The organism is Chimaeribacter californicus (assembly GCF_002858675.1).
Lineage (GTDB): Bacteria > Pseudomonadota > Gammaproteobacteria > Enterobacterales > Enterobacteriaceae > Chimaeribacter > Chimaeribacter californicus.
Genome location: NZ_PJZF01000002.1, coordinates 24,649 through 51,187, shown reverse-complemented (window position 1 = coordinate 51,187; position 26,539 = coordinate 24,649). Strand labels below are relative to the sequence as shown.

The following is a 26,539-nucleotide window of genomic DNA, read 5'->3' as shown; positions in this document are numbered from 1 at the left end:
TGGGCGGGACAGTTGCCTTTTTGCGGCGGATTGATAAGGTTTTTTGGATAGTTCACTGATATTGCTGTTATGGGGGAATGATGAGCACGGGAAGCCCAATTATTACATTGCGTCGTATTGCGGCATGTACAGTAGTGAGTTTATGGTTGGCCGGCTGTTCCAACAACGCCTCGACATCCGCCCCTATCTCTGACGTCAGCGGCGGTGGCCGCAGCAGCCAGGGCGGCATGATGGGCAGCCCCTCCGCGCAAAGTGGCGGGCAGGCCGGGCCGGGAGGGCGGATTGTTTATAATCGCAGCTATAATTCCATTCCTAAAGGCAGTTATACCGGCAGCACCTACACGGTAAAACGCGGCGACACCCTGTTTTATATCGCCTGGATCACCGGCAATGACTTCCGTGATCTGGCCGCACGCAACAGTATTTCTGCCCCCTATAGCTTAAATGTTGGGCAAACGATCCAGATCAATAACGTATCGTCCGGAGCCAGTACCGGCGGGGCTTTAGTGGCGTCTGACGCTACCCGCGGCGGGGTACCGAAACCCCCTTCCAGCACACAGATCCAAAGCGCAACGGTTGATTCTCATCCAACTACCGCGTATTCTGCTGGTTCTGGTAAACAGAATGTAGGTAAGATGTTGCCTTCATCGGGTGCAGTCGTTGCTACAACCGCACCTGTTACCGCACCGAGCACCACCGTCAGCAGTACAGCCAATACCGGCACGCCGGTAAGCAGCTGGAGATGGCCTACTGACGGTAAGATTATCGATAGCTTCTCAGCATCTGAGGGAGGCAATAAGGGGATCGATATCGCCGGTTCGCGCGGCCAGTCCATCGTTGCTACCGCCAGTGGGCGTGTAGTGTATGCAGGGAATGCGCTTCGCGGTTACGGTAATCTGATCATCATTAAACACAATGATGATTACCTGAGCGCCTATGCACATAACGACACAATGCTGGTCCGGGAACAACAAGAAGTGCAGGCGGGTCAAAAAATCGCGACCATGGGTAGCACCGGAACCAGTTCAGTAAGATTACATTTTGAAATTCGTTACAAGGGGAAATCCGTAAACCCGCTGCGTTATCTTCCGCAGCGATAAATTGGGCAGAATCCTTGTATTCTGCCTCGGGATCACGGGTAGGAGCAGCTTATGAGCCAAAGTACGCTGAAAGTTAACGAGTTACATGATGACGCGGATTTCGACGAGAACGGCGGTGAGAACTTTGACGAGAAAGCGCTCGTTGAAGAGCCTGTTGATAACGAGGCTTCTGAGGAAGAACTGTTATCACAAGCTGTGAGCCAACGAGTGCTGGATGCAACTCAACTGTATCTCGGAGAAATTGGTTATTCGCCTCTTCTGACCGCAGAGGAAGAGGTTTACTTCGCGCGGCGTGCACTGCGCGGTGACGTGCCGTCCCGCCGCCGGATGATTGAAAGTAACTTACGTTTGGTAGTTAAGATCGCCCGCCGTTACAGCAACCGTGGTCTGGCACTGTTGGATCTGATCGAGGAAGGTAACCTTGGCCTGATCCGTGCCGTTGAGAAATTTGACCCGGAGCGCGGCTTCCGATTCTCTACCTATGCAACCTGGTGGATTCGCCAGACCATTGAACGGGCGATCATGAATCAAACCCGTACTATTCGTCTGCCGATTCACATCGTGAAAGAACTGAACGTTTATCTGCGTACTGCGCGTGAACTTTCTCACAAGTTGGATCATGAACCGAGTGCGGAAGAGATTGCCGAGCAACTCGACAAACCGGTTGATGATGTAAGCCGTATGCTGCGCCTGAATGAGCGCATCACCTCGGTAGATACGCCACTGGGTGGCGACTCAGAGAAAGCACTGCTGGATATTCTGGCAGACGAGAAAGACAACGGTCCGGAAGACACCACGCAAGACGATGATATGAAACAAAGCATCGTTAAATGGCTGTTCGAACTGAACGCCAAACAGCGTGAAGTGTTGGCGCGTCGTTTCGGCCTCTTGGGCTACGAAGCTGCCACACTGGAAGATGTGGGCCGTGAAATTGGTCTGACTCGTGAACGTGTTCGCCAGATTCAGGTTGAAGGTCTGCGCCGCCTGCGTGAAATTTTGCAGGGTCAGGGGCTGAGCATTGAAGCACTGTTCCGCGAATAAGCGGAACCGCCCATATGCTCTGGAAAAGCCGTGAATCATTAACCTGCTCAGGAAGTTAATGATTCATTGAAGGAAGTACCTTAAAAACGGTGGGCCTTGCCCGCCGTTTTTTTATGGCTGAAAAAAGGCAGCGGGCTCATCCCGGTTCCTTTGGATCGTGAGGATCGCTGCCCACAGGCGGGATCATCACGATCCAGGTGCAAAGGATTCGGTACCGGATCAGCCTATCAACACATCAATAACGCACTGATTACTAGACCATATTCTTCAGGCGATAGATCCACTCCAGCGCCTGGCGCGGGGAAAGGGTGTCCGGATCCAGGGCTTCCAGCGCTTCTACCGCCGGTGACGTCTCCTCATTAAGCAGCGTCAGCTGGGCGCTGTCCACATGGCTGTTTGCCGCATGATTGGAAAGGGTTTCCAGTTCACGCAATTTCTGCCGGGCACGTTTAATTACATCACGCGGCACCCCCGCCAGTGATGCGACCGCCAGACCATAACTTTTGCTGGCCGCGCCCTCCTGGACGTTGTGCATAAACGCGATGGTATCCCCGTGTTCCACCGCATCCAGATGGATATTCACCACGCCTTCCATTTTTTCCGGCAGGGTGGTCAGCTCAAAGTAGTGGGTGGCAAACAGCGTCATGGCTTTGATGCGGCTGGCAAGGTTTTCCGCACAGGCCCAGGCCAGGGAGAGGCCGTCGTAGGTGGACGTCCCGCGGCCTACTTCATCCATCAGCACCAGACTGTTTTCTGTGGCGTTGTGCAGAATGTTGGCGGTTTCGGTCATCTCTACCATAAAGGTGGAACGGCCTGAGGCCAGATCGTCTGCGGCGCCCACACGGGTGAAAATACGATCCACCGGGCCTATCGTCGCACCCTCAGCCGGGACGAAACTGCCGATATGCGCCATCAGCACAATCAGCGCCGCCTGACGCATGTAGGTACTTTTCCCGCCCATATTGGGGCCGGTGATGACTAACATCCGCCGTGCCGGGGACAACGCAAGCGGGTTGGCGATAAACGGATCTTTCAGCACCTGTTCGACCACCGGGTGCCGGCCGCCGGTAATACGGATGCCGGGCTGATCGCTCAGCACCGGGCAGGCATAGTTCAGGGTGTCGGCCCGTTCGGCGAGGTTGCTCAACACATCCAGTTCGGCCAGCGCCGCAGCGCTCTGTTGCAGCTCAGGCAGATGCGGTAACAGCAGGTCGAAAAGCTCCTCGTAGAGCGACTTCTCCAGCGCCAGCGCTTTGCCTTTCGAGGTCAGGACTTTGTCTTCATACTCTTTCAGTTCCGGAATGATGTAGCGTTCGGCATTTTTCAGCGTCTGGCGGCGCACGTAGTGCATCGGCACCAGATGGCTCTGGCCGCGGCTGACCTGGATAAAGTAGCCGTGCACCCCGTTAAAACCGACTTTCAGGGTGTCGAGCCCCAGCTTCTCCCGCTCACGGATCTCCAGACGATCCAGATAATCGGTGGCACCGTCAGCCAGGGAACGCCATTCATCCAGCTCAGCATGGTAACCCGGCGCAATCACGCCGCCGTCACGTACCAGCACCGGCGGTGCCTCAATAATGGCCCTTTCAAGCAGCTCAAGGAGTTCACGGAACTCACCGGTTTGTGCCAGCAGCTCAGGCAGATGCCCACCGGTAAGGGGTGACAAAAGCTCGCGCAGGGCCGGCAGTTGCTGCATGGCATGGCGCATCCGCGCCAGATCGCGCGGGCGGGCGCTGCGCAGGGCGAGCCGCGCCAGGATGCGTTCAAGATCGCCGACCTGCCGCAGTAGCGGTTGAAGATCGTCAACGATGGGTTGCAGCGCGGCGATGCTCTGCTGGCGCTGCATCAGCAGCGTATGGTTACGGCTCGGCATATGCAGCCAGCGTTTCAGCATCCGGCTGCCCATCGGCGTCACGCAGCGATCCAGAATCGCGGACAGGGTATTTTCCGTGCCGCCGGCGAGGTTTTGCGTCAGCTCCAGATTGCGGCGGGTGGCAGCGTCCATGATGATGCCGTCCTGCTGGCGCTCCATGGTCAGCCCACGGATGTGGGGCAGGGCAGTACGCTGGGTATCTTTCACATACTGTAACAGGCAGCCGGCGGCGCGCAGCGCCTGGGGTGCCTGTTCTACCCCGAAGCCGGTCAGGTCACGGGTGCCGAATTGCAGATTCAGTTGCTGCCGTGCGGTCTCGAGTTCAAATTCCCACTCAGGGCGACGGCGCAGGCCGCGGCGCTGTTCAATCAGCGCCATCTCCGGGAAGCTTTCCGGGTAGAGCAGCTCGGCCGGGTTGGTACGCTGCAACTCAGCGGCCATGGTCTCGTTATCTGCGGGTTCCACGACCTGGAAACGGCCGGAGCTGATGTCGAGCGTGGCATAACCAAATCCACGGCTATCGCGCCAGATGGCTGCCAGCAGGTTATCCTGACGCTCTTTCAGCAGCGCCTCATCACTGACCGTGCCGGGCGTGACGATCCTGACCACTTTACGCTCAACCGGCCCTTTACTGGCCGCCGGATCGCCAATCTGTTCACAGAGCGCGACCGACTCACCCAATTGCACCAGCTTCGCCAGATAGTTCTCAACGGCGTGATGCGGGACGCCCGCCATCGGAATCGGCTCGCCGGCAGACTGGCCGCGCTTGGTCAGGGAGATGTCCAGCAACTGGGATGCCCGTTTGGCATCATCGTAAAAAAGCTCGTAGAAATCCCCCATCCGGTAAAACAACAGGATCTCAGGATGCTCAGCCTTGAGGCGCAAATACTGCTGCATCATCGGGGTGTGGTCTGCGTAAGCGTTATTTTCCATAGTTTTCACTGCAATATAGTTTTCACTGCAAATAGGTTGGGACAAGCTGCAAGGCGCTGCCGCAGCCTGAGAATGGAAGGGCCGTACACGGCCGGCCTTGCTCAGAATAGGCGTGATGTTAACAGGTGGCCCAGAGGTTGAAAACGCATCCGCACCAATCCCCGGCCTTTTTCTCCGGTCCTTCGGCATGTCTCGCAAAATAGTGCAGGATCGCTCATGCTTCCCTTGAGAAGTGCTAACATTGGACCCACTTACCTTCTTCACAGACAGGATATGTGATGAGTGAAAAAAACCTGCATGCCCTGAGCGTGCGCCTGGGTGAGCGCCTTCAGGCGGCGTCAGCCTGGGTAACCTGTGCGGAGTCCTGCACCGGCGGGCTGGTGGCCAAGGCCATCACGGATATCGCCGGCAGTTCCGCCTGGTTTGACCGTGGCTTTGTCACGTACAGCAACGCCGCCAAACATGAGATGCTGGGCGTGGCGGAATCCACCCTGCAGGCGCATGGTGCAGTCAGTGAGGCGGTGGTGCGGGAAATGGCGTTCGGCGCCCTGAAAGCAGCGGGCGCAGAGTATGCCGTATCCATCAGCGGAATTGCCGGGCCGGGCGGCGGCACTGACGTCAAACCGGTAGGCACCGTGTGGTTCGGCATTGCTGCGGAAGATGGGCGGATGCTGGCGGTAAAGCAGTGCTTTTCCGGTGACCGTGAAGCCGTAAGGATGCAAGCCGCTGTTTTCGCGCTGCAAACCCTTCTTGATGAATTTCTGGAAAAATAAGCTTGTGGTACTGTATGCGTATACAGTATAATTCATCTCGTTTTCCAGTATACCAAATTACAATCAGTGACGGCCCCGGGGTGACCCACCGCTGTCCGTAGAGGAGTCAACATGGCTATTGATGAGAATAAGCAAAAGGCGTTAGCTGCAGCACTGGGCCAGATTGAGAAACAATTTGGCAAAGGCTCCATCATGCGCCTCGGTGAAGATCGCTCTATGGACGTGGAAACGATCTCTACCGGTTCTCTGTCGCTTGATATTGCATTGGGTGCGGGTGGTTTACCGATGGGCCGCATCGTTGAAATCTATGGCCCGGAATCTTCCGGTAAAACCACGCTGACCCTTCAGGTCATTGCGGCAGCCCAGCGTGAAGGCAAAACCTGTGCCTTCATCGATGCTGAGCACGCGCTGGACCCGATCTATGCCAAGAAACTGGGTGTAGACATTGATAACCTGCTTTGCTCCCAGCCGGACACCGGTGAGCAAGCGCTGGAGATCTGTGATGCGCTGACTCGCTCCGGCGCGGTTGACGTCATTATCGTTGACTCCGTCGCTGCCCTGACGCCCAAAGCAGAAATCGAAGGTGAAATCGGCGATTCGCATATGGGTCTGGCCGCCCGTATGATGAGCCAGGCGATGCGTAAGCTGGCCGGTAACCTGAAGCAGGCCAACACCCTGCTGATCTTCATCAACCAGATCCGTATGAAGATTGGTGTGATGTTCGGTAACCCGGAAACCACCACCGGCGGTAACGCCCTGAAGTTCTACGCTTCTGTGCGACTTGATATCCGCCGTATCGGTGCGATTAAAGAAGGTGACGTGGTCGTCGGCAGCGAAACCCGCGTGAAAGTGGTCAAGAACAAAGTGGCTGCACCGTTCAAGCAGGCAGAGTTCCAGATCATGTACGGTGAAGGTATTAACATCAACGGCGAGCTGATTGACCTGGGCGTGAAGCATAAACTGGTTGAGAAAGCCGGTGCCTGGTACAGCTACAACGGCGACAAGATTGGTCAGGGCAAGGCAAATGCCTGCAACTACCTGAAAGAGAACCCGGCTGTCGCGGCTGAACTGGACAAGAAACTGCGTGAACTGCTGCTGACGCCGAATGGCGAAGGCGCAGCGACGGCGACAGCAACAGAAAACCTTGATGATGACAGCGCAGAGATGAGCGAAGAATTTTAATCGATTCTTTCTGAGCTGAGCCAGCCAGAGTGTGCAAACACTCTGGCTGTTTTTTTATGTGTCCGGCCAACCTGCTCCATAAAATAGGCTGACCGTCCGGCTATTACGAAAGCCTGCTATTACGAAGGCCCGATATTATGAAGGCCCGATATTATGAAGGAGAATGCTGATGAGCCATGATCCCTCCCAACCTGTGCGCACCGAGAAAGAGCAACTCAATACCCTGCTTGCCCGGGCGATGCGCCTGCTTTCCCAGCGTGATCACAGCGAAACTGAACTGCGCCGCAAACTGGAAACCCCGCCGGTGATGGCGGCCCGCCGCAGCGCCTCTTTTTCACGCCGTTCCTCACACCGTAGTGATGAAACCTCAGAGACGCCTCCAGCCCCGGCTCCCGTGCCGTATCAGCCAGAGGAGATCGATCCTCAGTTGGTTGAGAAAATTATCCTGTATTGCCTGGAGCACCACTATCTGGACGATGCCCGTTTTACGCAAAGCTATATCAACAGCCGCAGCCGTAAAGGATATGGCCCCCAGCGCATCCGCTCCGAGCTTACGCAAAAAGGCGTGGCAAAAGAGATAATCAATACCGGCTTTGAAGAGACGGAAGTGGACTGGTGCCGGCAGGCTCGCGATCTGGCGGAGCGCAAGTTTGGGGAGCAGTTGCCGACGGAGTGGAAAGAAAAAGCCAAAGTGCAGCGCTTTCTGCAGTACCGGGGCTTCTTTCAGGAAGAGATACAGTCAATTTATCGCGATTTTGATGAATGAGCGCATACTGGATTTTACTTCCCCCTGAAGAAATTTTATCTTATTCCCACTTTTTGTTCGTAAGCGGTGCGCCGGCATCAGGATGCTGAGCATACTGCTTACGGGCTGTTCTTTTAGCCTGATTCCGGGACATTTATGAGCAAGAGCACCGCTGAGATCCGTCAAGCGTTTCTCGATTTTTTCCAGAGCAAGGGACACCAGGTTGTATCAAGCAGCTCTTTGGTTCCCAATAACGACCCGACATTGCTGTTTACCAATGCCGGGATGAACCAATTCAAGGATGTTTTCCTTGGCCTGGACAAGCGTGCCTATTCACGCGCCACGACCTCACAGCGCTGCGTCCGTGCGGGCGGCAAGCACAATGACCTCGAAAACGTCGGGTACACCGCCCGTCACCATACTTTCTTTGAAATGCTGGGTAACTTCAGCTTTGGCGACTACTTCAAGCATGATGCGATTCAGTATGCCTGGGAGCTGCTGACCGGTGAAAACTGGTTTGCCCTGCCGAAAGAGAAGCTGTGGGTGACCGTGTATGAAACCGATGACGAAGCCTATGACATCTGGCTGAAAGAAGTCGGTATTCCTCAGGAACGTATCATCCGCATTGGTGATAACAAAGGCAGTGCCTATGCCTCTGACAACTTCTGGCAAATGGGTGATACCGGCCCGTGCGGCCCGTGCACTGAGATCTTCTACGATCATGGCGATCACATCTGGGGTGGCCCGCCGGGCAGCCCGGAAGAGGATGGCGACCGCTATATTGAGATCTGGAATATCGTGTTCATGCAGTTCAACCGTCAATCTGACGGCACCATGCAGCCTCTGCCGAAACCGTCAGTGGACACCGGTATGGGTCTGGAGCGTATTGCGGCCGTTCTGCAGCATGTGAACTCCAACTACGAGATCGACCTGTTCAAAAAACTGATTAGCTCGGTAGCAAACGTGACCGGCGCAACGGATCTGGACAACAAATCCCTGCGCGTTATTGCTGACCATATCCGTTCCTGTGCTTTCCTCATCTCTGATGGCGTGATTCCGTCTAACGAGAACCGCGGCTATGTGCTGCGCCGGATCATTCGCCGCGCTATCCGTCACGGCAATATGCTGGGCGCGAAAGAGACCTTCTTCTATAAGCTGGTGGCACCGCTGATTGAGGTGATGGGCCCGGCAGCGGAAGAGTTGCAACGCCAGCAGGCGCTGGTTGAGCAGGTGCTGAAAACGGAAGAAGAGCAGTTTGCCCGTACGCTGGAGCGTGGCCTGGCGCTGCTGGATGATGTGCTGGCTAACCTGAAAGGCGATACGCTTGACGGTGAGACAGCTTTCCGCCTGTATGACACCTACGGGTTCCCGCTTGATCTGACGGCCGACGTCTGCCGCGAGCGTAACCTGAAGGTAGATGAAGAGGGCTTCAATCAGGCGATGGAGCAGCAACGCCGCCGTGCGCGTGAGTCGAGTGGTTTTGGCGCCGACTATAACAGCCTGATCCGTGTGGATGGCAGCACGCAGTTCCTGGGCTATGACCAGTTGGATCTGCAGGCCAAAGTGGTAGCGCTGTATCGTGATGGCCAGCCGGTAGACAGCATTAACGCCGGTGAAAATGCCGTGGTAGTACTGGATGAGACGCCGTTCTATGCCGAATCCGGTGGCCAGGTGGGTGACAAAGGTCAACTGCGCACGGCCATTGCTCAGTTTGATGTGATCGATACCCAGAAATATGGGCAGGCGATCGGCCACCAGGGCGTGCTCAGCCAGGGTACCTTGCAGGTGAATGACGGGGTGGATGCCCGGGTTGATGTCGCGCGCCGTAACCGTATTCGTCTGAACCACTCTGCCACCCACTTACTGCATGCAGCATTGCGTCAGGTGCTGGGCGATCACGTGGCGCAGAAAGGCTCGCTGGTTAATGATAAATACCTGCGTTTTGACTTCTCCCATTTTGAAGCGATGAAACCTGCCGAGATCCGTGCGGTGGAAGATATCGTTAATGCCCAGATACGTCGCAATCTGCCGGTTGAAACCAACGTTATGGCGTTGGAAGAGGCGAAAGCAGCCGGTGCGATGGCGCTGTTTGGTGAGAAGTATGAAGACAACGTGCGCGTATTGCGGATGGGGGATTTCTCCACCGAGTTGTGTGGCGGGACGCACGCCAGCCGCACCGGTGACATCGGCCTGTTCCGCATTCAGAGCGAATCCGGCACGGCTGCCGGCATCCGTCGTATTGAGGCGGTGACAGGGGAGGGGGCAATTGCCACACTCCATCAGGAAACTGACCTGCTGCAGAGCATTTCTCATCTGGTAAAGGGTGACGCTAACAGCGTCTCTGACAAGATTCGTGGCCTGATCGAGCGTTCACGTCAGTTAGAGAAAGAGTTGCAGCAACTGAAAGACCAGCAGGCCGCACAGGAGAGTGCGTCACTCTCTTCACGCGCGCAGCAGGTGAAAGGCACGTCGTTGCTGGTCAGCCAGCTGGATAATGTGGAACCGAAAATGCTCCGCACCATGGTTGATGACCTCAAAAACCAGTTGGGCTCCGCCATTATTGTGCTGGCGACCACCGCAGAAGGGAAAGTCAGCCTGATTGCAGGGGTGACCAAAGACCTGACTGACCGAGTCAAAGCCGGCGAGCTGATTGGCTATATTGCTCAGCAGGTTGGCGGCAAGGGCGGCGGTCGCCCGGATATGGCACAGGCTGGCGGCAGCGATGCGGCAGCCCTGCCGGGGGCGCTGGAAAGCGTTACCGCCTGGGTCGAAGATAAATTATAAGTTTGAAATAATTCAAACCTGTTGATACGCCATAACGCCTTGTGTGTTATGGCGTTTTTTGTTTGTAAGGGCCGGGAAGCGGGGCGGCAAATGCCACAAAGCCGCCGAATTCGGCTAAACTGGAAAGAGTTAACGTTGATCCTATGATTACCTTACAGTTAATGTAAGTGGCATAGTTTACGTTTTCACAGTATATGATGGATAATGGCGGGGAAACTGAGAGACCCGACTCTTACAATCTTTCAAGGAGCAAAGAATGCTTATTCTGACTCGTCGAGTTGGTGAAACCCTCATGATTGGCGATGAGGTGACTGTCACTGTATTAGGGGTGAAAGGTAACCAGGTACGTATTGGTGTCAACGCCCCGAAAGAGGTTTCTGTCCATCGCGAAGAAATCTACCAACGCATTCAAGCTGAAAAGTCCCAGCAAACGACCTACTAAATTGACCGGCGTCTCGCGGGAAGCGAGGCGCCAATCATATTTCTTCCCCTTTCTCCTCACTATATCTCCTTTTCTTCGCTGTTTTTCCTTTCTGCATCCCCGTGATATTTCCATGTTGTCCTGCTTTTTGCGTTGATAAAAAAACCATTTTGGCGTCAAACCACCCATATTGCGCGTGAATTGTTCAAACACGCATGAGATGAAAAAAAAGGGTTTGACTTATAAACCCGGGAAAGTAATATGTGCGCCACGCAGCGACGATGAGCTTTCAAAAAGTAAATCAGCGCACTCGCAAGAGGCGTAAGGTGAGGTGGCCGAGAGGCTGAAGGCGCTCCCCTGCTAAGGGAGTATGCGGTCAAAAGCTGCATCGAGGGTTCGAATCCCTCCCTCACCGCCATTTAATGCATCCATAGCTCAGCTGGATAGAGTACTCGGCTACGAACCGAGCGGTCGGAGGTTCGAATCCTCCTGGATGCACCATACTTTTTGCAGTATGGATATGTGAATGTGGTCGTAGCAACACCATACCCGCCCGTAATAAGGCAAGCAGTAACAACAGCAGTAACAAGAAGTCATTCCGTTGCATCCATAGCTCAGCTGGATAGAGTACTCGGCTACGAACCGAGCGGTCGGAGGTTCGAATCCTCCTGGATGCACCATCTTCTATTTTCACGGACAGGCTTACCTTCCGGGAGAGTACGCAGTAAAAAACTACCAATGCATCCATAGCTCAGCTGGATAGAGTACTCGGCTACGAACCGAGCGGTCGGAGGTTCGAATCCTCCTGGATGCACCATCTTTTACTATCCCCCTTGTGATTACCCAAACACTGCGATTCCTTAACGCGCCTCTAATGTCGTGCATCACTGTATTTACCCCAGGCAACGCGTAACACCACGCTTTTCGCTGTCTCAAGTTTCGCGGGTATACGGTGAACTATTCTCCCCGTGCATTTCTTCCTGATAAGAACAGATTTTCTTTTTTCATCTGCTTACGTCTTTTATTCCCTATTTTCTGCCCCGGTTTTTGCCTTTCCTCTCCTTGTTCACTTAATACGATGTCCATTCTGTTTATTCCGAAAATTCATTGTGTTAACCGGTGATTTAACCACCAGTTTTTAACGGATTATTAAGTTGATTTATGTTTTATAGGGAATTTTTTACGTATACGGTTTTGCAGCTGATTGATTGTCTGTGCCACTTCGTTATCACCAATTAACCAACATGCGACATTCAAAAGACTTTACGCTAAAGTAGTTTTTCTCTTTTTCAGTGAATGCGGAGTACACGATGTACGATCGTTACGAAGGACTGATATTCGATATGGATGGCACCATATTGGATACCGAACCGACTCACCGCAAGGCCTGGCACCATGTGCTGATGAAGTATGGCATGCACTATGACGCAGACGTCCTGACGGCACTGAATGGCTCACCAACCTGGCGGGTTGCCCAGGCAATTATTGATGCACATCATGCCAACCTGGATGCTCATCAGTTGGCTGCTGAGAAAACCGCTGCCGTGAAAGAGATGCTGTTTGACAGTGTCCGGCCGCTGCCGTTGATTGAGGTCGTCAAAGCCTATCATGGCCGCCGCCCGATGGCGGTGGGAACCGGCAGCGAACACAGCATGGCCGATGCTCTGTTACGGCATCTTGGGCTGCGGCACTGTTTTCAGGCGATTGTCGGAGCCAATGACGTCAGCCACCATAAGCCCGCGCCGGATACCTTTTTGCGCTGTGCCGAGTTAATGGGCGTTCCCGCTGAGAAGTGTGTGGTCTTTGAAGATGCGGATTTCGGCATTGAAGCGGCAAAGCGGGCCAATATGGCGTATGTCGATGTGCGCACGTTGTGAGTGACACGCTGGCTGTTGCATCATTATTTGGCAGCAGTTTTCTCAGTGCGACGTTGTTGCCGGGAAATTCAGAAATTCTGTTGGTCGCATTATTAACTGCCGGCGATACCGCACCGGCAGCATTGGTGGTGTCTGCAACGGCAGGCAACACCCTGGGCGGCTTGACGAATGTGGTAATAGGACGCTTTCTACCGGCGATGTCAGCCCCGCGGGGGCATAAGCTCGCCCTCGGCTGGCTGACCCGCTTTGGGCCTGCTGCGCTGCTGCTCAGCTGGGTGCCTGTAGTCGGCGATGTGTTATGTGTGTTTGCAGGTTGGCTGCGTATGCCCTGGCTGCCGGTGACGGTATGTGTCTGCCTGGGCAAGGGCATCCGTTATCTTGTGTTGGCTTATCTGACTTTACAGGGGTTGTCCTGGTGGCATTAAACAGAACAAACAGTCTGGGGCAACCTGGCTACTCTGCTTACACGTTATCGTTTTTTGAGAGCGGGAGGTCGATTTGATCCCGGACGTATCCAAAGCACTTTCATGGCTGGAAGCGCATCCTCAGGCAATTAAAGGCATTCGCCGTGGTATTGAACGTGAAACACTGCGGGTAAATGCAGATGGATCACTGGCTAAAACCGGGCATCCTGAGTCCCTGGGGGCCGCATTAACGCATGAGTGGATCACCACAGACTTTGCGGAAACGCTGTTAGAATTTATCACGCCGGTGGATGGTGACATCGATCATCTGCTGACGTTCCTGCGTGATATTCACCGGCATACCGCCCGCACGTTAGGCGAAGAGCGGATGTGGCCGCTGAGCATGCCCTGTTTCGTCGATGATGAGCAGGAGATAGAGCTGGCGCAATACGGTACCTCGAATATCGGGCAGATGAAAACCCTGTACCGCGAGGGGCTGAAAAACCGCTATGGCGCCCTGATGCAAATCATCTCCGGCGTCCATTATAACTTCTCGCTGCCGCTCTCGTTCTGGCAGGCGCGGTTAGGCGTAAAAGATGCGGAAAGCGGCAAAGAAGCCATCTCAGCAGGTTATTTCAGCCTGATCCGTAACTATTACCGTTTTGGCTGGGTCATCCCTTACCTGTTTGGGGCGTCGCCGGCTATCTGCTCTTCGTTCCTGAAAGGGCGTGAGAGTGCGCTGCCTTTTGAGCGTGATGAAAAAGGCATGTGTTACCTGCCTTATGCCACCTCATTGCGTCTGAGTGATTTGGGTTATACCAATAAATCTCAGAGCAATCTGGGCATTACCTTCAACGATCTTAACACCTATGTGGCAGGCCTGAAGAAAGCAATTCGTACGCCTTCTGAAGAATATGCCGCACTGGGAATAAAACGTGACGGCCGTTATCTGCAACTTAACACCAATGTGCTGCAGATTGAGAACGAGCTTTATGCGCCGATTCGTCCGAAGCGGGTGACCCGCCGGGGCGAAACGCCGTCTGATGCGCTGATGCGTGGCGGCATTGAGTATATCGAAGTCCGCTCGCTGGACATCAACCCGTTCTCTCCGGTTGGGGTGGATATCACCCAGGCCCGTTTCCTGGATCTGTTCCTGATCTGGTGTGCGCTGGCGGATGCGCCGGAAATGAGCAGTGATGAACTGTTGTGCACCCGTAAGAACTGGAATCGGGTGATCCTGGAAGGGCGCAAGCCGGGCCAGACGATCGGTATCGGTTGTGAAGAGTCGCATGAACCGCTGGTTAACGTCGGTAAAACGCTGTTCGCCGATTTACGCCGTGTGGCCGAAGTGCTGGATAAGGTCAATGGCGATCGCCAGTATCAGGGAACCTGTGATGAGCTGGTGGCGTCATTTGATGATCCTGATTTGACATATTCCGCCCGAATATTGCAGGCTATGAAAGAGAATGGTCTGAAAGGGGTTGGGCTGGCACTGGCTGAACAGTATCGTCAGATGTTGAGTGAAGAGCCTTTAGAGATTCTCACGGACGATCAGCTTTCAGCAGAACAGCAAGCCTCACGCCAGCGGCAGGAAGCACTGGAAGCTGCGGACACGTTAAGCTTTGATGAGTTTCTGACTAAGGTAAATGCCGGAGACTAAAAGAAAAAGGCCACAGTCACTGTGGCCAAATATACATCGCTGATAACAGAGATGATGATAACAAATGCGCGTCTTTCACTAATTAAGACCCGCCCGATGCGAAAAGGTTTCCTGAGTTCGCTAAAAATATCTTTTTTCTTGGAGGAGGTGACACGATGCCACTGTTGGATAGCTTTACTGTAGATCATACCCGGATGGCCGCCCCTGCTGTTCGTGTCGCGAAAACGATGCATACTCCGCACGGCGATACCATTACCGTGTTTGATCTGCGTTTCTGCCGGCCGAATCTGGAAGTGATGCCGGAGCGCGGTATCCATACGCTGGAGCATCTGTTCGCCGGCTTCATGCGCAATCACCTGAACGGTGACGGTGTAGAGATTATCGATATTTCACCGATGGGTTGCCGCACCGGTTTTTACATGAGTCTGATCGGCACGCCGGAAGAACAGCGTGTAGCAGATGCCTGGAAAGCGGCCATGGCAGATGTGCTGAAAGTCACTGATCAGCGTACCATTCCGGAGCTGAACGAGTATCAGTGCGGCACTTACCAGATGCACTCCCTGGAAGAAGCGCAGGAGATCGCGCGTCATATCCTGGACCACGATGTGGTGGTTAACCGTAATGATGATCTGGCCCTGCCGAAAGAGAAACTGCACGAGTTGCACATCTAGTTTCAGCTGGCTGCAGTGACAAAAAAGACGCGATCATCGCGTCTTTTTTTATGGGCTGATTTTTTGAGGTGTGCACAGAAACGTGACGTATCAGTGCTGTTCCACGCTGGTACGGATAGGTTGTATCGGCGTAACGCGCACCTGCTTGATCATGTTGTCCTGCACGTCGAGGATCTGGATATCATAGTTTTCTATCCGGATCTGGGTATTAACCGGGGGGATCTCTTCCAGCACTTCCAGCAACATGCCGTTGATGGTTCGGGCATCGTCTGCCGGCAAGCGCCAGTTAAACGCCTTATTCAGTTCACGCACGTTGGCACTGCCTTCAATCAGGACTGAACCGTCACTTTGCGGCGTGACCTCTTCAGCCAGAGTAGGGGACATCGAGGTGGTGAAATCGCCCACGATCTCTTCCAGAATATCTTCCACCGTCACCAGGCCCTGAATATCGCCATACTCATCTACCACAATGCCGACTTTTTCTTTATTACGCTGGAACTTCACCAACTGGATGTTCAACGGCGTACCCTCAGGAATAAAGTAGATCTCGTCGGCAGCGCGCAACAGGTTCTCTTTATTGAACTCTTTTTTCTCGGTCATCAGGCGGTAAGCCTCACGCACGCGCAACATCCCGATGACGTCGTCAAGCGAGGCACGGTAAAGCACAATCCGGCCATGCGGTGAGTGCGTCAGCTGGCGCATGATCGACTTCCAGTCATCATTGATATCAATACCGACAATCTCATTGCGCGGCACCATGATGTCATTCACCGACACACTCTCCAGATCCAGCACAGACAGCAGCATGTCCTGATTCCGGCGTGAAATCTGGGAGCGGGACTCGTTCACAATAGTGCGCAACTCCTCTTTGCTGACGGCATCGCTCAGGTGAACATTGGTTTTGATACCGAACAGGCGCATCAGCAGGCGTGAAAGCGTGTTGAGGATCCAGACCAGCGGCAGCATGATTTTTTGCAGCGGCATCAACAGCAGGCTGCTCGGGAAGGCAATGCGCTCCGGGTACAGGGCAGCAAAGGTTTTTGGCAACACTTCAGCAAACAGTAATACGCCAAAAGTCAGGATACCGGTAGCAATGGCGACCCCGGCATCGCCATACAGCCGCATACCGACAATGGTCGCCAGTGCCGAGGCCAGGATATTGACCAGGTTATTACCGATCAGCACCAGGCTTATCAGCCGGTCAGGCTGCTGAAGCAGTTTTTCCACCCGGCGCGCAGCGCGGTTCCCCTGTTTTGCCTGATGGCGTAACCGGTAGCGGTTGAGCGTCATCATGCCGGTTTCAGAGGCAGAAAAATAAGCAGAAACAACGATCATAATGATCAATGTGATAATCAGGGTGCCTGTAGAGACGTGCTCCAACGCGGTCTTCCTTATAACAGTGTGAACTCCCCGGCGGGGAGTATAAAAAATTCAGAGGACGATATATCAGCCTATCATGATCTGCTGAATCAGCCGGCTGCCGAAGTAGGCCAGGGTAAGCAAAACGGCACCGGCCATGCTGAACCAGACTACGCGACGGCCGCGCCAGCCTTCATGGTAATGCCCCCACAACAGAACAACATAGACAAACCATGCCATGATCGACAGTACCGCCTTATGGACATTCTCTTTGCTGAACAGGTTATCCATATAGAACAGGCCGGTGCACAGCGTCAGGGTCAGCAGCACCACACCAACCTGTGTGATATGAAACAACTTACGCTCGATGCTCATCAGTGGCGGCATATCAGACGCAAAAGAGAGGCGCTTATTCTTCAGCAGATGATCCAGCCAGGCGAGCTGGAAGGCATAAAGCGCAGCAATGATCAGGGTAGAGTAGGAGAACAGCGCCAGACCGATATGCACCAGCAGCCCGGGGCTGGACTCCAGATGGGTAATAAACTCACCCGGTAACAGCCCGACAAAAATCAGATTGATTAAGGCGAAGCTGTACACAATTGGTAACAAAAACCAGCCCCGTTTACGGGAGGCGACCACCGTCATAACGGTACAGATGATCAGGCTGACCATGGAGCCGATATTAACCAGGCTCAGGTTCTGGCCGGTATTGACCCCAAAAATACGCTGCTCCAGAGCAATAGCGTGGCTAACCAGTGCCACGGCCGCGCAGAACAGCGCCAGGCGGCGGAACCCGCTCTGTTGCCGCACCAGGCTGGGAAGAATCAGCGCAAGGCTGAGCAAGTAGGCAATCATGGCCACGAAGGCAGGAATCGGCATAAGGTGTCGTCGGATATCAGAAAATAAGTCAGAGGGTCAGTATAACGTCAGCGGCGTCACGCTCCAACCGTTCCCCTACGGCGGGGCAGAGATCGCACAGACTTCGTGTTATAATCCCGCCATTGTGTCGCCAAGGCGGCCTGTCATTACGTTGAGCAAGAGACGATGTTTGATAATTTAACTGATCGATTGTCGCGCACACTGCGCAATATCAGCGGCCGTGGGCGGCTGACCGAAGAGAATATCAAAGAGACACTGCGTGAAGTCCGCATGGCGCTGCTGGAAGCGGACGTCGCGCTGCCGGTGGTGCGTGACTTCATTAACCGCGTCAAAGAGAGCGCGGTTGGGGTTGAAGTTAACAAGAGCCTGACGCCGGGTCAGGAGTTCGTCAAAATCGTTAAAAACGAGTTGATGAATGCGATGGGCGAGGCCAACTCTGAACTCAATCTGGCCGCCCAGCCACCGGCCGTGGTGCTGATGGCCGGCCTGCAGGGTGCGGGTAAAACCACCAGTGTGGGTAAGCTGGGCAAATTCCTACGCGAAAAGCGTAAGAAAAAAGTGCTGGTCGTCTCCGCGGACGTTTATCGCCCGGCGGCGATTAAACAGCTGGAAACCCTGGCTGAGCAGGTTGGCGTGGATTTCTTCCCGTCGGATGCCCAGGAGAAGCCGGTTGATATCGTTACCCGTGCGCTGCAACAGGCCAAACTCAAGTTTTATGACGTTCTTCTCGTGGATACCGCAGGCCGCCTGCACGTAGACGAAGCGATGATGGACGAGATCAAACAGGTTCATGCCGCGATTAACCCGGTAGAAACCCTGTTTGTCGTGGATGCGATGACCGGCCAGGATGCCGCTAATACGGCTAAAGCCTTCAACGAAGCGCTGCCGCTGACCGGCGTGGTGCTGACCAAAGTGGATGGTGATGCCCGTGGCGGTGCCGCGCTCTCTATCCGCCATATCACCGGCAAACCGATCAAGTTCCTTGGCGTAGGTGAGAAAACCGAAGCTCTGGAGCCGTTCCACCCCGATCGCGTGGCTTCCCGTATTCTCGGCATGGGCGACGTCCTGTCGCTGATTGAAGATATCGAGAGCAAAGTTGACCGCGAACAGGCGGAGAAACTGGCCTCCAAGCTGAAAAAGGGTGACGGTTTCGATTTGACCGACTTCCTGGAGCAGCTGAAACAGATGCGCAACATGGGCGGCATGGCCAGTATGCTGAGCAAGTTGCCGGGCGCAGGGCAACTGCCGGACAACGTCAAATCGCAGATGGATGACAAAGTCCTGGTGCGGATGGAAGCGATCATTAACTCCATGACGCTGAAAGAGCGCGCCAAGCCGGAAATTATCAAAGGGTCACGCAAACGCCGCATCGCGCTGGGCGCGGGTATGCAGGTGCAGGACGTCAACCGGCTGCTGAAGCAGTTCGATGAAATGCAGCGCATGATGAAGAAAATGAAGAAGGGCGGCATGGCCAAAATGATGCGTGGTATGAAAGGCATGATGCCGCCCGGTTTTCCTGGTCGTTAACCCCGGATTATTTATTTACAGCGGCGCGCAGCAACTTTGTACGCTTTAGATTGCTTTTTGCGCCAAAATGAGTAAAATTTTCGGGCTTTTTATATTGCACCCGGGCCCCGTTCCCTCAATGGGGCCCGGCTGTTTTATTAACTAAAGAGGATGTTATGGTAACAATTCGTTTGGCACGTGGCGGCGCGAAAAAGCGTCCGTTCTATCAAGTAGTAGTGACCGACAGCCGCAATGCGCGTGACGGTCGTTTCATCGAGCGCGTAGGCTTCTTCAACCCAATCGCTTCTGGTCAGGCTGAAGGTCTGCGTCTGGACCTGGACCGCATTGAGCACTGGGTTGGTCTGGGTGCTACCGTTTCTGATCGCGTTCACGCGCTGATCAAAGACGCTAAGAAAGCAGCTTAATCTGTCGCGGTGGCAACGATGAGCAAGCAACTCAAACCGGTAGCACCTACGCAGCCGATTGTACTCGGTAAAATGGGGTCTACTTACGGCATTCGTGGTTGGCTCAGAGTGTTTTCATCCACCGAAAACGCCGAAAGCATTTTTGATTACCAGCCCTGGTTTATCCAGCAGGCGGGTAAGTGGCAGCTTGTTGAGTTGGAAGACTGGAAGCGCCACAGTCAGGATCTGATCATCAAAGTCAAAGGCATTGACGATCGGGATGCCGCGAACCTGCTGACGAATTGCGAAATCGTCGTGGATTCCGGGCAACTGCCGCCTCTGGAAGAGGATGATTACTACTGGAAAGACCTGATGGGCTGCCAGGTGATCACCACAACCGGGTACGAGCTGGGGAAAGTCATCGATATGATGGAAACCGGTTCAAACGACGTTATGGTCGTGCGGGCAAACCTGAAAGATGCATTCGGCATGAAGGAGCGGCTGGTTCCGTTTCTTCATGGGCAGGTTATCAAGAAAGTCGATCTCACTGCTCAAGTGATTGAAGTAGATTGGGATCCTGGTTTTTGACCTCCGATTTGACCGGAAAAGATGAGTGGAACGGCAGCATGGGGATGGGCAAATGTTTATCGGTATAATCAGCCTGTTTCCTGAAATGTTCCGCGCTATCACCGATTACGGGGTAACTGGCCGGGCAGTAAAAAATGGCCTGCTGAGCGTAGAGTGCTGGAGTCCGCGTGACTTCGCTTACGACCGGCATCGCACGGTGGACGATCGCCCTTACGGCGGCGGCCCCGGTATGCTGATGATGGTGCAACCCTTACGGGAAGCGATTCAGACAGCAAAAGCAGCGGCAGGCGAGGGCGTCAAGGTTATCTACCTTTCGCCACAGGGGCGCAAACTCGATCAAGAGGGCGTGCGCGAGCTGGCAACAAACCCGAAGATGATTCTGGTGTGTGGCCGCTACGAAGGGATTGATGAACGAATCATCCAAACCGAGATTGACGAAGAATGGTCAATTGGTGATTACGTTCTCAGCGGGGGCGAACTGCCGGCCATGACGCTGATTGACTCTGTCTCCCGGTTTATTCCGGGCGTACTGGGTCATCAGGGTTCTGCAGAAGAAGATTCTTTTGCCGATGGCTTGCTGGATTGCCCTCACTATACCCGCCCTGAAGTGTTGGAAGGCATGGAAGTACCGCCGGTTTTACTGTCGGGCAACCATGCTCAGATACGCCGTTGGCGTTTAAAGCAGTCGCTGGGCCGTACCTGGCTTAGAAGACCTGAACTTCTGGAAAGCCTAGCTCTGACTGACGAGCAACAGGTGTTGCTGGCCGAGTTCCAAAAGGAACACCGGGCCAGTCAACCAGACTATTAAGGGAAACGTTAGCTTCGGCTGATTTTCCCGATATATCAGTTTACCTAGGGTAAGAGACATATTATGAGCAACATTATTAAGCAAATCGAACAAGAGCAGCTGAAGCAAGACGTACCAGCATTCCGTCCGGGTGATTCCGTGGAAGTGAAGGTATGGGTCGTTGAAGGTAGCAAAAAACGTCTGCAGGCATTCGAGGGCGTGGTTATCGCCATCCGTAACCGCGGTCTGCACTCTGCATTCACTGTTCGTAAAATTTCCAACGGCGAAGGTGTTGAGCGCGTATTCCAGACTCACTCCCCAGTAATCGACAGCATTACTGTGAAACGCCGCGGTGCCGTTCGTAAAGCCAAACTGTACTACCTGCGTGAGCGTACTGGTAAGTCTGCTCGTATTAAAGAGCGTCTTAACTAAGATACAGCTAACGCTGCATCCAAAAGTTAATAGATATGAAGGGGTTAGCCATAGGCTAGCCCCTTTTTTTATGGGTGTGTCTACGGAATGGCTACGGAAAAGGGCGGGGAATAAAAAAGCCTGCGCGGGGCAGGCTTGGGGTAGGAGAGCATATCAGTGGCTGGAGCCTGGTGCGGCAGCGGTGTGGGTAACGCGCATCAGGGGCGCGGTTTAGGGTCGGCGGCCGGGGCGGCTTTACCTTTGGGATGAAAGGGCACCGGGTTGACGCGCCCCGGCGTCATGATCGCGTCAGTGATGGTCTCCAGGGATTTGAACGTGTGGCCGCAGTTAATGTTGGTGCACTGGTGGTAACGCTCCTTGGTCGCATCGCTTAAGTATCGGCTCGAACGCGCGTGCGCCGTGTGTTTGCACAACGGACATTTCATCATCTCTTACTTTCTCTGCATCTCGGTGGGTGTCAGGAGTATATCATCGAGTTGCTAATGTAAGTCAATGCTTGCAAATGCAAGTTTATGGCATCGTGCTTTAACGCATCATGGCGCAGTCTCCAGGGCGAGGGTGGTGGTAAACCCCTCAGCACCGAGAGTGTGTTCCACTTTCGTAATAATCCAGCGCACCTCGTTAAATTGAGATTTAAAGCCCGCCAGGGTAACGGTTGTTTCCGGTACCAGATCCTCCCGCCCGGAGGCCAGCTTAATGCTCATGGTCGCGGAAAGACGTTGCAGGCTCTCCACCCTGGCTTGTGCGGCCAGCCGGGCGCTGGCTTCGTCCGGGTAGATCCGCGGGAGCTTGTCAATTTTCTGTTTGCCGCCTTCCCGGATATAGGCCTGCCCCGCATTCTGTGCGGTGGGAACCGATAGCGTCGGCAAGGTTTTTTGTTGCGCGCCGTTAATATCCTGCCAGCTTGCTTCTACTGCCGTATAGATAGTGCGATCGGCCAGGGTAAATTTGTGCGAATCCCCCTGGCTCCGTGAGATCACCACGGCCGGAAGGGGCGCTCGGGAGGCGGATCGGCCGGTACCCGGCTTTAGCAACATCAATGTCCCGTATTTGATATCGGCAATGGCACCATATTGCGTTGCCAGCTTGGTGAGAAAGTCCATATCTGCCTCATCCGTTTGATGCGCGCTGATAACGGTAAGCTGGGCAAACTCCGGGGCAATACTTGCCTGCAGGCCGTTGCGCGCTGCGATAATCCTAATGATAGAACCCAGCGTCGTCCGGTCAGTATTCCCGTCAAAGTAACTCTCTTTATGCTTTTCACTCAGGCTGCCGCTGAAATCTGCGCTGCTGGCGGTAATGGTCAGTTTATCCGGCGCACCGCTGTGCTGGAGGGTATTGACGATAAATGAACCTAACAACGTCAGCGGTTGACCCTGCCAGCCAATCGACGCCAGCAGGAGTTTGCCGCGCGTGGGCAACGCCAGTTTACCATCCGAATCATCCAGATCGAGGGTGAGGGAGTCGGCTATAGTGCCGCGGTTCAGCGTCGCTGACAGGCTGATCAGCCGCGGCCGCACCTGCCCGCTGATGTTTTTGCCGTCCAGCGTCAGGGTAAAGTCCGGGCCGAGCGGCGTGCCCAGTGTCGTGGTCAGTGGGGCCATCTTATCCTCCCAGGTTGCTCAGGGCACCGGCCGCTTTGCCCGGCAGGGCTTTGGCCTGGGCCGCCAGATCGCCGAACATCGCCACCAGGTTTTCATCAACACGTTGCAGAGTGAGGGTGAAAACGATTTTCTGAGGCTCTCCCCTGGCCGTCAGTTCGCTATGCGTATCGGAAATCTCTTTAACCACATACATCCCGTAAATCAATCCATTGCCGGCAATCAGCGGCCAGGCGCAGCCGGACTGGGCTATTGCTTGTAACGCAATTAATGAGGGCTGGCCGCCGGTCACCTCCGGCATCAAGGTGCCGGTGAGGGTGATGGTTTCAGCATCCGGCCCCAGGAACTGCGCGGCCGGGCGGGCGCCCACACGAGAGTTGGCCGGCCAGCGGAATGTGGCTTTGTGGGCCATTGTCTCAAACGGCAGTGTCTGGAGTTTAAAGACCATCATGCCCAGGGTCATCAACATACGAACTCCTGTTAGAAATGATTAATCCCGGCGATAAACTGCTCCTGGCTCTGCTGGTTAAACGCCTCTGACAACTGACGCTGGAGCGCTAGCGGATCGACAGGTTGTCCTTCCGGCAGGTTGAGCTGGATATGCTGGGTAAACGTGCGGTTGTCGGTCGACACCATGCCGCTGCTACTCATCAGCGGCGCGGCATGGGTGAGCGGCGGCACCGCGGACAAACTGCCCGGTGTTGCCGTGTCGCCTGATGGAATGCTGAGGTTCTCGCTGCCTTTTTTCGCCAGGCCGAGTTTCTCCAGTACCCAGTTCACGCCATCGCCCAATGAATTCATCAACTGCAACGCGGTTTTCAACGGGGCCAGCAAAAACTCGGCAAAATTTTTCCCGGCGGAGCTAACCTGGCCAAGGCCTTCGCTGGTGAGTTTTATTGGCGTCAGGAAATTCATGAAACCGTTATAAAGGGATTTCACTGTGTTACCAAAGCCCTCAAACAGGGGGGCCAGCGGGGCAAACATCTCTTTGACCGGCGCGAATGCGATGCTGAACCCTTCGGCCACGCCGGCCATAAAGGCGCTGATGGGTTCCCAGTATTTCCGGATCAGCAGCGCGCCGCCGACGATCGCGGCTACCACAGCCGCAGCGATGCCGACAATCGTCAGTAACGGCGCAGAAGCAACGCCAAATGCGCCGGCAATTACGCCGCCCAGCGTGGTGAATGCCGGCGCAAGCAGCGAGGCTGCGCTCATTAACATACTGATGCCGCTGAACACCGGGCCGAACACGCCGCCCAATGTGCCCAGCGCCCCGCCAATCAGCGTGACCGCACCGACCAGCGTCATCAGTGTGCCGCTGAGTTGTGGGTTTTGCTGTATCCATTGATTCAGCGTACTCATCCAGTCAGTGGCGGTCTGGATGAGGGCGCGCAAGCTATCATCCTGCTGGCTGAAAACGGTGCTTAGCACTGCGCTGCCGGCAGCAGAAAGTTTTTGCAGATCGCCATTGCCGTTGTCTTGTTGCAGGGCAGCCCCGCGTGCGGCGGCACCGGCGGTTTCAGCGGGAAGGGCCAGCGTTCCCTCACCGGCGGCCGCAACCAGCACCCCGGCGTCGGCGGCCTGTTGTTTGCCGAACAGTGCGCGCAGTGAGGCGGATTGCTGGGCGGGGGAGAGCTGCTGGCGGGCAAATGCCTCGTTGATGCCTTTCAGCACGTCGGTAATCGGCAGCGGCTGGCCGGCAGCATCGGTTTGTTGCACACCCAGGGCATCGAGTGCCGGGCGGGCCGTTTTTAAACGGGCCAATACGGCGGCGGCGCGATCCGGCGACACATCGTGTTGCGCCAGCGCGGCTACCATCGCCGCCGTTTCAGCAAAACCAGCCCCGGCCGCTTTAGCCTGCGGAGCCACGGTATTCATTGCATCACTGAAGGCCTGAATACTCAGCCCGGCCTCACGCGCGCCCTGGGTCAGCGCATCGGCCATGTCGGCGCTGGCATCGGCGGGCGCATCAAAGGCGGATTGCAGATCCGTCAGGATGCCGGCGCTCTCTTCCGCCTTCAGCCCACTTACCGCTGACAGGTTCAGCGCCGGGGCCGTGGTGTTGAGAATGGTATCGGCATCCGCACCGGACTGTGCCAGGCTGGTCTGAAGCCCGGCAATGTCCTGGGCATTGATGCCCATTGAAATGCTCAGTTCACCCGCCTGGGTGCGCAGGGCGGCAAGCTGCGGGGCATCGGCACCCAAACCGAGGGCGGCCTGGGTGCCGGAAAATTGTTGTTCAAGTGTGATTGCCGGGGCAAATACGCTGTTAACGGTGCTGACTGCGGCCAGGGCTTTGCTGCTGTAGTCATCAATCTGGCTACCCAGCGCCTTCACCGTTTCGGCCCGAGCAGCCAGCATCTCTTTCAGCTGTTGGGCCTGGGCCTGCCGCGCCAGGCGATTAAGCGCCTCATTCAGTGCGCGTTCATCCTGTCCGCCGGGGTTTTCGCTGTTACTCATCAGGGACTCCGTGCCGTTGCAGGGCTTTATGCCGCCAGAGCAGAAGCTCGCCAAGCGGCATCGGGTTCATTTCAGAAGGGGGCCAGTGGAAGACTACGGCGATGTCCGCCATCAGGTCGTCCACGGTCAGTGAGGCGGGCGCGTTTACCGGGCCGATGTCGGCGATAAAAAACCGATCACCTTGCCGGCCAGCGCCACCAGGTCTACCACGTCCAGCCGCGCGCACTCCTCTTTGGTCAGGGAGGGCAGGGTGAGGCGCGGCAGCACAATCATCAGCGCGTCTACATCCGCGTTGGCCACCGCCGCCAGCCCGACGCCGCGCAGTGCACCGGCGGTAGGTTTGATTACCTCAATCTGGGTGATGTCGCTCTCACCGCGTGCCAGCGGGGTGTTCAGGGTAACCAGGTTGTCGTTCGCAGTGTTCATGACGTCTCTCTTCTGGGGAAAAAGGGCCAGTGCATTGCACTGGCATCAGGGGGTTACAGGCCGATCGTTACAGGCCGATAGTTCCAGGCCAATAGTTCCAGGCCAATAGTTACAGGCCGATGGCGGAACGGTGGGCGGCCAGGCGGTCAACGCCGTTGACGATCTCCACCATGTTCAGGGTGTCGACTTCAATCAGGGCCTTACCATCAATGGTGAGTTTGAAATAGGTGCACTGGGTAGAAATTTTGGTTTCCGTCTCTTCGCCTTGTTTGTATTCGCCAAAATCAAACTCTTTGTGGCGCCCGCGCATTACCACTTCAACAGAAGAGACCTCTCCGGTGTCATCACGCTGGAAGGCGCCGGCAAAGCGCAACGGCACATCGGTGCTGCTGCCCCACTGTTGCAGCACCAGTTCATCGATGCCGCCCAGCGTCCACTCCAGCGCCAGTGCGTCGTCATCCAGGCCGAAGTCGATAGCCGCTGCGCCGGACATGCCGCCGCCGCGGTAGTTCTCCAGCTTGCGGGTCAGTTTCGGCAGCGTCAGCGAGGAGACCACGCCCAGGTAGCTGTTCCCGTCGTTAAACAGGTTCAGGTATTTCAGTTTTTTAGGAAGTGCCATGAGTCTCAGTCTCC

Annotated in this window: 27 protein-coding genes and 4 tRNA genes; 20 read left to right on the top strand and 11 right to left on the bottom strand. The window is 55.1% G+C overall.

Translation table 11 applies throughout. The annotated features are described in order from the left end of the window. Positions 1-80 precede the first annotated feature (80 nt). Positions 81-1,100 carry a murein hydrolase activator NlpD gene (gene nlpD, locus CYR55_RS03275; protein ID WP_101814739.1) on the top strand — a complete coding sequence of 340 codons (1,020 nt, stop codon included), beginning with the start codon at positions 81-83 and terminating at the stop codon, positions 1,098-1,100. A gap of 51 nt (positions 1,101-1,151) precedes the next feature. Continuing rightward, positions 1,152-2,141 carry an RNA polymerase sigma factor RpoS gene (gene rpoS / locus CYR55_RS03270; protein ID WP_072928996.1) on the top strand — a complete coding sequence of 330 codons (990 nt, stop codon included), beginning with the start codon at positions 1,152-1,154 and terminating at the stop codon, positions 2,139-2,141. A gap of 253 nt (positions 2,142-2,394) precedes the next feature. Here rpoS and mutS read toward each other — a convergent pair whose 3' ends face one another. Next, a complete protein-coding gene (mutS, locus tag CYR55_RS03265) occupies positions 2,395-4,947 on the bottom strand; it encodes a DNA mismatch repair protein MutS (RefSeq protein ID WP_101814738.1) in 2,553 nt (850 codons plus the stop codon). Between the two features lie 278 nt (positions 4,948-5,225). Here mutS and pncC point away from each other — a divergent pair, with 278 nt between their 5' ends. The 9 genes from pncC to CYR55_RS03220 all read left to right on the top strand — a co-directional run bounded on the left by pncC (position 5,226) and on the right by CYR55_RS03220 (position 11,669). After that, positions 5,226-5,720, top strand: a complete 495-nt coding sequence (gene pncC, locus CYR55_RS03260) for a nicotinamide-nucleotide amidase (RefSeq protein WP_101814737.1) — start codon at positions 5,226-5,228, stop codon at positions 5,718-5,720. A gap of 111 nt (positions 5,721-5,831) precedes the next feature. Continuing rightward, positions 5,832-6,902 (top strand): recombinase RecA, encoded by a 1,071-nt coding sequence (recA, locus tag CYR55_RS03255; RefSeq protein WP_101814736.1) that lies wholly within the window; start codon positions 5,832-5,834, stop codon positions 6,900-6,902. A 169-nt stretch (positions 6,903-7,071) separates the two neighbouring features. Then, a complete protein-coding gene (gene recX / locus CYR55_RS03250; RefSeq protein WP_101814735.1) occupies positions 7,072-7,668 on the top strand; it encodes a recombination regulator RecX in 597 nt (198 codons plus the stop codon). A 135-nt stretch (positions 7,669-7,803) separates the two neighbouring features. Beyond that, positions 7,804-10,431 carry an alanine--tRNA ligase gene (gene alaS, locus CYR55_RS03245; protein WP_101814734.1) on the top strand — a complete coding sequence of 876 codons (2,628 nt, stop codon included), beginning with the start codon at positions 7,804-7,806 and terminating at the stop codon, positions 10,429-10,431. A 256-nt stretch (positions 10,432-10,687) separates the two neighbouring features. Continuing rightward, a complete protein-coding gene (csrA, locus tag CYR55_RS03240) occupies positions 10,688-10,873 on the top strand; it encodes a carbon storage regulator CsrA (protein WP_004091602.1) in 186 nt (61 codons plus the stop codon). A 304-nt stretch (positions 10,874-11,177) separates the two neighbouring features. Beyond that, positions 11,178-11,270: transfer RNA gene (locus CYR55_RS03235), tRNA-Ser, on the top strand. Positions 11,271-11,276: 6 nt separating this feature from the next. Continuing rightward, positions 11,277-11,353: transfer RNA gene (locus CYR55_RS03230), tRNA-Arg, on the top strand. A gap of 102 nt (positions 11,354-11,455) precedes the next feature. Continuing rightward, a tRNA-Arg gene (locus tag CYR55_RS03225) sits at positions 11,456-11,532 on the top strand. A gap of 60 nt (positions 11,533-11,592) precedes the next feature. Beyond that, positions 11,593-11,669, top strand: a tRNA-Arg gene (locus tag CYR55_RS03220). Between the two features lie 140 nt (positions 11,670-11,809). On the opposite strand, the gene CYR55_RS24100 is transcribed toward CYR55_RS03220, so the two are convergent. Next, the gene (locus CYR55_RS24100) at positions 11,810-11,938 is read right to left on the bottom strand and encodes a hypothetical protein (RefSeq protein WP_277622305.1); all 129 of its coding nucleotides are present in this window, start codon (positions 11,936-11,938) and stop codon (positions 11,810-11,812) included. Between the two features lie 224 nt (positions 11,939-12,162). Here CYR55_RS24100 and yqaB point away from each other — a divergent pair, with 224 nt between their 5' ends. The 4 genes from yqaB to luxS all read left to right on the top strand — a co-directional run bounded on the left by yqaB (position 12,163) and on the right by luxS (position 15,464). Then, positions 12,163-12,729: a fructose-1-phosphate/6-phosphogluconate phosphatase gene (gene yqaB / locus CYR55_RS03215; protein ID WP_101814733.1), complete on the top strand. Its 567-nt coding sequence runs from the start codon at positions 12,163-12,165 to the stop codon at positions 12,727-12,729. Next, complete coding sequence (locus tag CYR55_RS03210) at positions 12,726-13,154, top strand: YqaA family protein (protein WP_101814732.1); 429 nt, start codon at positions 12,726-12,728, stop codon at positions 13,152-13,154. The genes yqaB and CYR55_RS03210 overlap by 4 nt, the downstream gene beginning before the upstream one ends. 73 nt (positions 13,155-13,227) lie before the next feature. Beyond that, positions 13,228-14,793, top strand: a complete 1,566-nt coding sequence (gshA, locus tag CYR55_RS03205) for a glutamate--cysteine ligase (protein WP_101814731.1) — start codon at positions 13,228-13,230, stop codon at positions 14,791-14,793. Between the two features lie 155 nt (positions 14,794-14,948). Further along, positions 14,949-15,464, top strand: coding sequence for an S-ribosylhomocysteine lyase (gene luxS, locus CYR55_RS03200; RefSeq protein ID WP_101814730.1), 516 nt, complete (start codon positions 14,949-14,951; stop codon positions 15,462-15,464). 90 nt (positions 15,465-15,554) lie between these two features. Here luxS and CYR55_RS03195 read toward each other — a convergent pair whose 3' ends face one another. Both CYR55_RS03195 and CYR55_RS03190 read right to left on the bottom strand, forming a co-directional pair. Further along, positions 15,555-16,844 (bottom strand): HlyC/CorC family transporter, encoded by a 1,290-nt coding sequence (locus CYR55_RS03195; protein WP_146000943.1) that lies wholly within the window; start codon positions 16,842-16,844, stop codon positions 15,555-15,557. A gap of 66 nt (positions 16,845-16,910) precedes the next feature. Next, a complete protein-coding gene (locus CYR55_RS03190; protein ID WP_101814729.1) occupies positions 16,911-17,702 on the bottom strand; it encodes a cytochrome C assembly family protein in 792 nt (263 codons plus the stop codon). A gap of 165 nt (positions 17,703-17,867) precedes the next feature. Between CYR55_RS03190 and ffh the strand changes: the two genes are divergently transcribed. The 5 genes from ffh to rplS all read left to right on the top strand — a co-directional run bounded on the left by ffh (position 17,868) and on the right by rplS (position 21,419). Beyond that, positions 17,868-19,229, top strand: coding sequence for a signal recognition particle protein (gene ffh, locus CYR55_RS03185; protein ID WP_101814728.1), 1,362 nt, complete (start codon positions 17,868-17,870; stop codon positions 19,227-19,229). A 155-nt stretch (positions 19,230-19,384) separates the two neighbouring features. Next, the gene (gene rpsP, locus CYR55_RS03180; protein WP_101814727.1) at positions 19,385-19,633 is read left to right on the top strand and encodes a 30S ribosomal protein S16; all 249 of its coding nucleotides are present in this window, start codon (positions 19,385-19,387) and stop codon (positions 19,631-19,633) included. 18 nt (positions 19,634-19,651) lie between these two features. Next, the gene (rimM, locus tag CYR55_RS03175) at positions 19,652-20,200 is read left to right on the top strand and encodes a ribosome maturation factor RimM (protein WP_101814726.1); all 549 of its coding nucleotides are present in this window, start codon (positions 19,652-19,654) and stop codon (positions 20,198-20,200) included. A gap of 52 nt (positions 20,201-20,252) precedes the next feature. Next, entirely contained in the window at positions 20,253-21,008 is a 756-nt protein-coding gene (gene trmD, locus CYR55_RS03170) for a tRNA (guanosine(37)-N1)-methyltransferase TrmD (RefSeq protein ID WP_101815009.1), read from the top strand. A 63-nt stretch (positions 21,009-21,071) separates the two neighbouring features. Continuing rightward, positions 21,072-21,419, top strand: coding sequence for a 50S ribosomal protein L19 (rplS, locus tag CYR55_RS03165; RefSeq protein ID WP_072929033.1), 348 nt, complete (start codon positions 21,072-21,074; stop codon positions 21,417-21,419). Between the two features lie 197 nt (positions 21,420-21,616). Here the strand turns inward: rplS and CYR55_RS03160 are convergent, their stop codons facing one another. The 7 genes from CYR55_RS03160 to CYR55_RS03130 all read right to left on the bottom strand — a co-directional run bounded on the left by CYR55_RS03160 (position 21,617) and on the right by CYR55_RS03130 (position 26,525). Continuing rightward, positions 21,617-21,847 carry an ogr/Delta-like zinc finger family protein gene (locus tag CYR55_RS03160; RefSeq protein WP_101814725.1) on the bottom strand — a complete coding sequence of 77 codons (231 nt, stop codon included), beginning with the start codon at positions 21,845-21,847 and terminating at the stop codon, positions 21,617-21,619. Positions 21,848-21,952: 105 nt separating this feature from the next. Beyond that, positions 21,953-23,023, bottom strand: a complete 1,071-nt coding sequence (locus CYR55_RS03155) for a contractile injection system protein, VgrG/Pvc8 family (protein ID WP_101814724.1) — start codon at positions 23,021-23,023, stop codon at positions 21,953-21,955. 1 nt (position 23,024) lies between these two features. After that, the gene (locus CYR55_RS03150) at positions 23,025-23,489 is read right to left on the bottom strand and encodes a phage tail protein (RefSeq protein ID WP_101814723.1); all 465 of its coding nucleotides are present in this window, start codon (positions 23,487-23,489) and stop codon (positions 23,025-23,027) included. Positions 23,490-23,500: 11 nt separating this feature from the next. Beyond that, positions 23,501-25,480, bottom strand: a complete 1,980-nt coding sequence (locus CYR55_RS03145; protein WP_101814722.1) for a phage tail tape measure protein — start codon at positions 25,478-25,480, stop codon at positions 23,501-23,503. Next, positions 25,473-25,592, bottom strand: a complete 120-nt coding sequence (locus CYR55_RS03140) for a GpE family phage tail protein (RefSeq protein ID WP_101814721.1) — start codon at positions 25,590-25,592, stop codon at positions 25,473-25,475. Before CYR55_RS03140 ends, CYR55_RS03145 begins: the two co-directional genes overlap by 8 nt. Positions 25,593-25,624: 32 nt before the next feature. Continuing rightward, complete coding sequence (locus CYR55_RS03135) at positions 25,625-25,906, bottom strand: phage tail assembly protein (RefSeq protein WP_101814720.1); 282 nt, start codon at positions 25,904-25,906, stop codon at positions 25,625-25,627. Positions 25,907-26,015: 109 nt separating this feature from the next. Further along, complete coding sequence (locus tag CYR55_RS03130; protein ID WP_101814719.1) at positions 26,016-26,525, bottom strand: phage major tail tube protein; 510 nt, start codon at positions 26,523-26,525, stop codon at positions 26,016-26,018. Positions 26,526-26,539 lie beyond the last annotated feature (14 nt).

Coding starts and splice junctions, on each gene's coding strand:
- nlpD (WP_101814739.1), top strand. CDS start 81: ATGAGCACGGGAAGCCCAATTATTACATTGCGTCGTATTGCGGCATGT.
- rpoS (WP_072928996.1), top strand. CDS start 1,152: ATGAGCCAAAGTACGCTGAAAGTTAACGAGTTACATGATGACGCGGAT.
- mutS (WP_101814738.1), bottom strand. CDS start 4,947: ATGGAAAATAACGCTTACGCAGACCACACCCCGATGATGCAGCAGTAT.
- pncC (WP_101814737.1), top strand. CDS start 5,226: ATGAGTGAAAAAAACCTGCATGCCCTGAGCGTGCGCCTGGGTGAGCGC.
- recA (WP_101814736.1), top strand. CDS start 5,832: ATGGCTATTGATGAGAATAAGCAAAAGGCGTTAGCTGCAGCACTGGGC.
- recX (WP_101814735.1), top strand. CDS start 7,072: ATGAGCCATGATCCCTCCCAACCTGTGCGCACCGAGAAAGAGCAACTC.
- alaS (WP_101814734.1), top strand. CDS start 7,804: ATGAGCAAGAGCACCGCTGAGATCCGTCAAGCGTTTCTCGATTTTTTC.
- csrA (WP_004091602.1), top strand. CDS start 10,688: ATGCTTATTCTGACTCGTCGAGTTGGTGAAACCCTCATGATTGGCGAT.
- CYR55_RS24100 (WP_277622305.1), bottom strand. CDS start 11,938: ATGGACATCGTATTAAGTGAACAAGGAGAGGAAAGGCAAAAACCGGGG.
- yqaB (WP_101814733.1), top strand. CDS start 12,163: ATGTACGATCGTTACGAAGGACTGATATTCGATATGGATGGCACCATA.
- luxS (WP_101814730.1), top strand. CDS start 14,949: ATGCCACTGTTGGATAGCTTTACTGTAGATCATACCCGGATGGCCGCC.
- CYR55_RS03190 (WP_101814729.1), bottom strand. CDS start 17,702: ATGCCGATTCCTGCCTTCGTGGCCATGATTGCCTACTTGCTCAGCCTT.
- ffh (WP_101814728.1), top strand. CDS start 17,868: ATGTTTGATAATTTAACTGATCGATTGTCGCGCACACTGCGCAATATC.
- rpsP (WP_101814727.1), top strand. CDS start 19,385: ATGGTAACAATTCGTTTGGCACGTGGCGGCGCGAAAAAGCGTCCGTTC.
- rimM (WP_101814726.1), top strand. CDS start 19,652: ATGAGCAAGCAACTCAAACCGGTAGCACCTACGCAGCCGATTGTACTC.
- trmD (WP_101815009.1), top strand. CDS start 20,253: ATGTTTATCGGTATAATCAGCCTGTTTCCTGAAATGTTCCGCGCTATC.
- rplS (WP_072929033.1), top strand. CDS start 21,072: ATGAGCAACATTATTAAGCAAATCGAACAAGAGCAGCTGAAGCAAGAC.
- CYR55_RS03160 (WP_101814725.1), bottom strand. CDS start 21,847: ATGATGAAATGTCCGTTGTGCAAACACACGGCGCACGCGCGTTCGAGC.
- CYR55_RS03155 (WP_101814724.1), bottom strand. CDS start 23,023: ATGGCCCCACTGACCACGACACTGGGCACGCCGCTCGGCCCGGACTTT.
- CYR55_RS03150 (WP_101814723.1), bottom strand. CDS start 23,489: ATGTTGATGACCCTGGGCATGATGGTCTTTAAACTCCAGACACTGCCG.
- CYR55_RS03145 (WP_101814722.1), bottom strand. CDS start 25,480: ATGAGTAACAGCGAAAACCCCGGCGGACAGGATGAACGCGCACTGAAT.
- CYR55_RS03140 (WP_101814721.1), bottom strand. CDS start 25,592: ATGGCGGACATCGCCGTAGTCTTCCACTGGCCCCCTTCTGAAATGAAC.
- CYR55_RS03135 (WP_101814720.1), bottom strand. CDS start 25,906: ATGAACACTGCGAACGACAACCTGGTTACCCTGAACACCCCGCTGGCA.
- CYR55_RS03130 (WP_101814719.1), bottom strand. CDS start 26,525: ATGGCACTTCCTAAAAAACTGAAATACCTGAACCTGTTTAACGACGGG.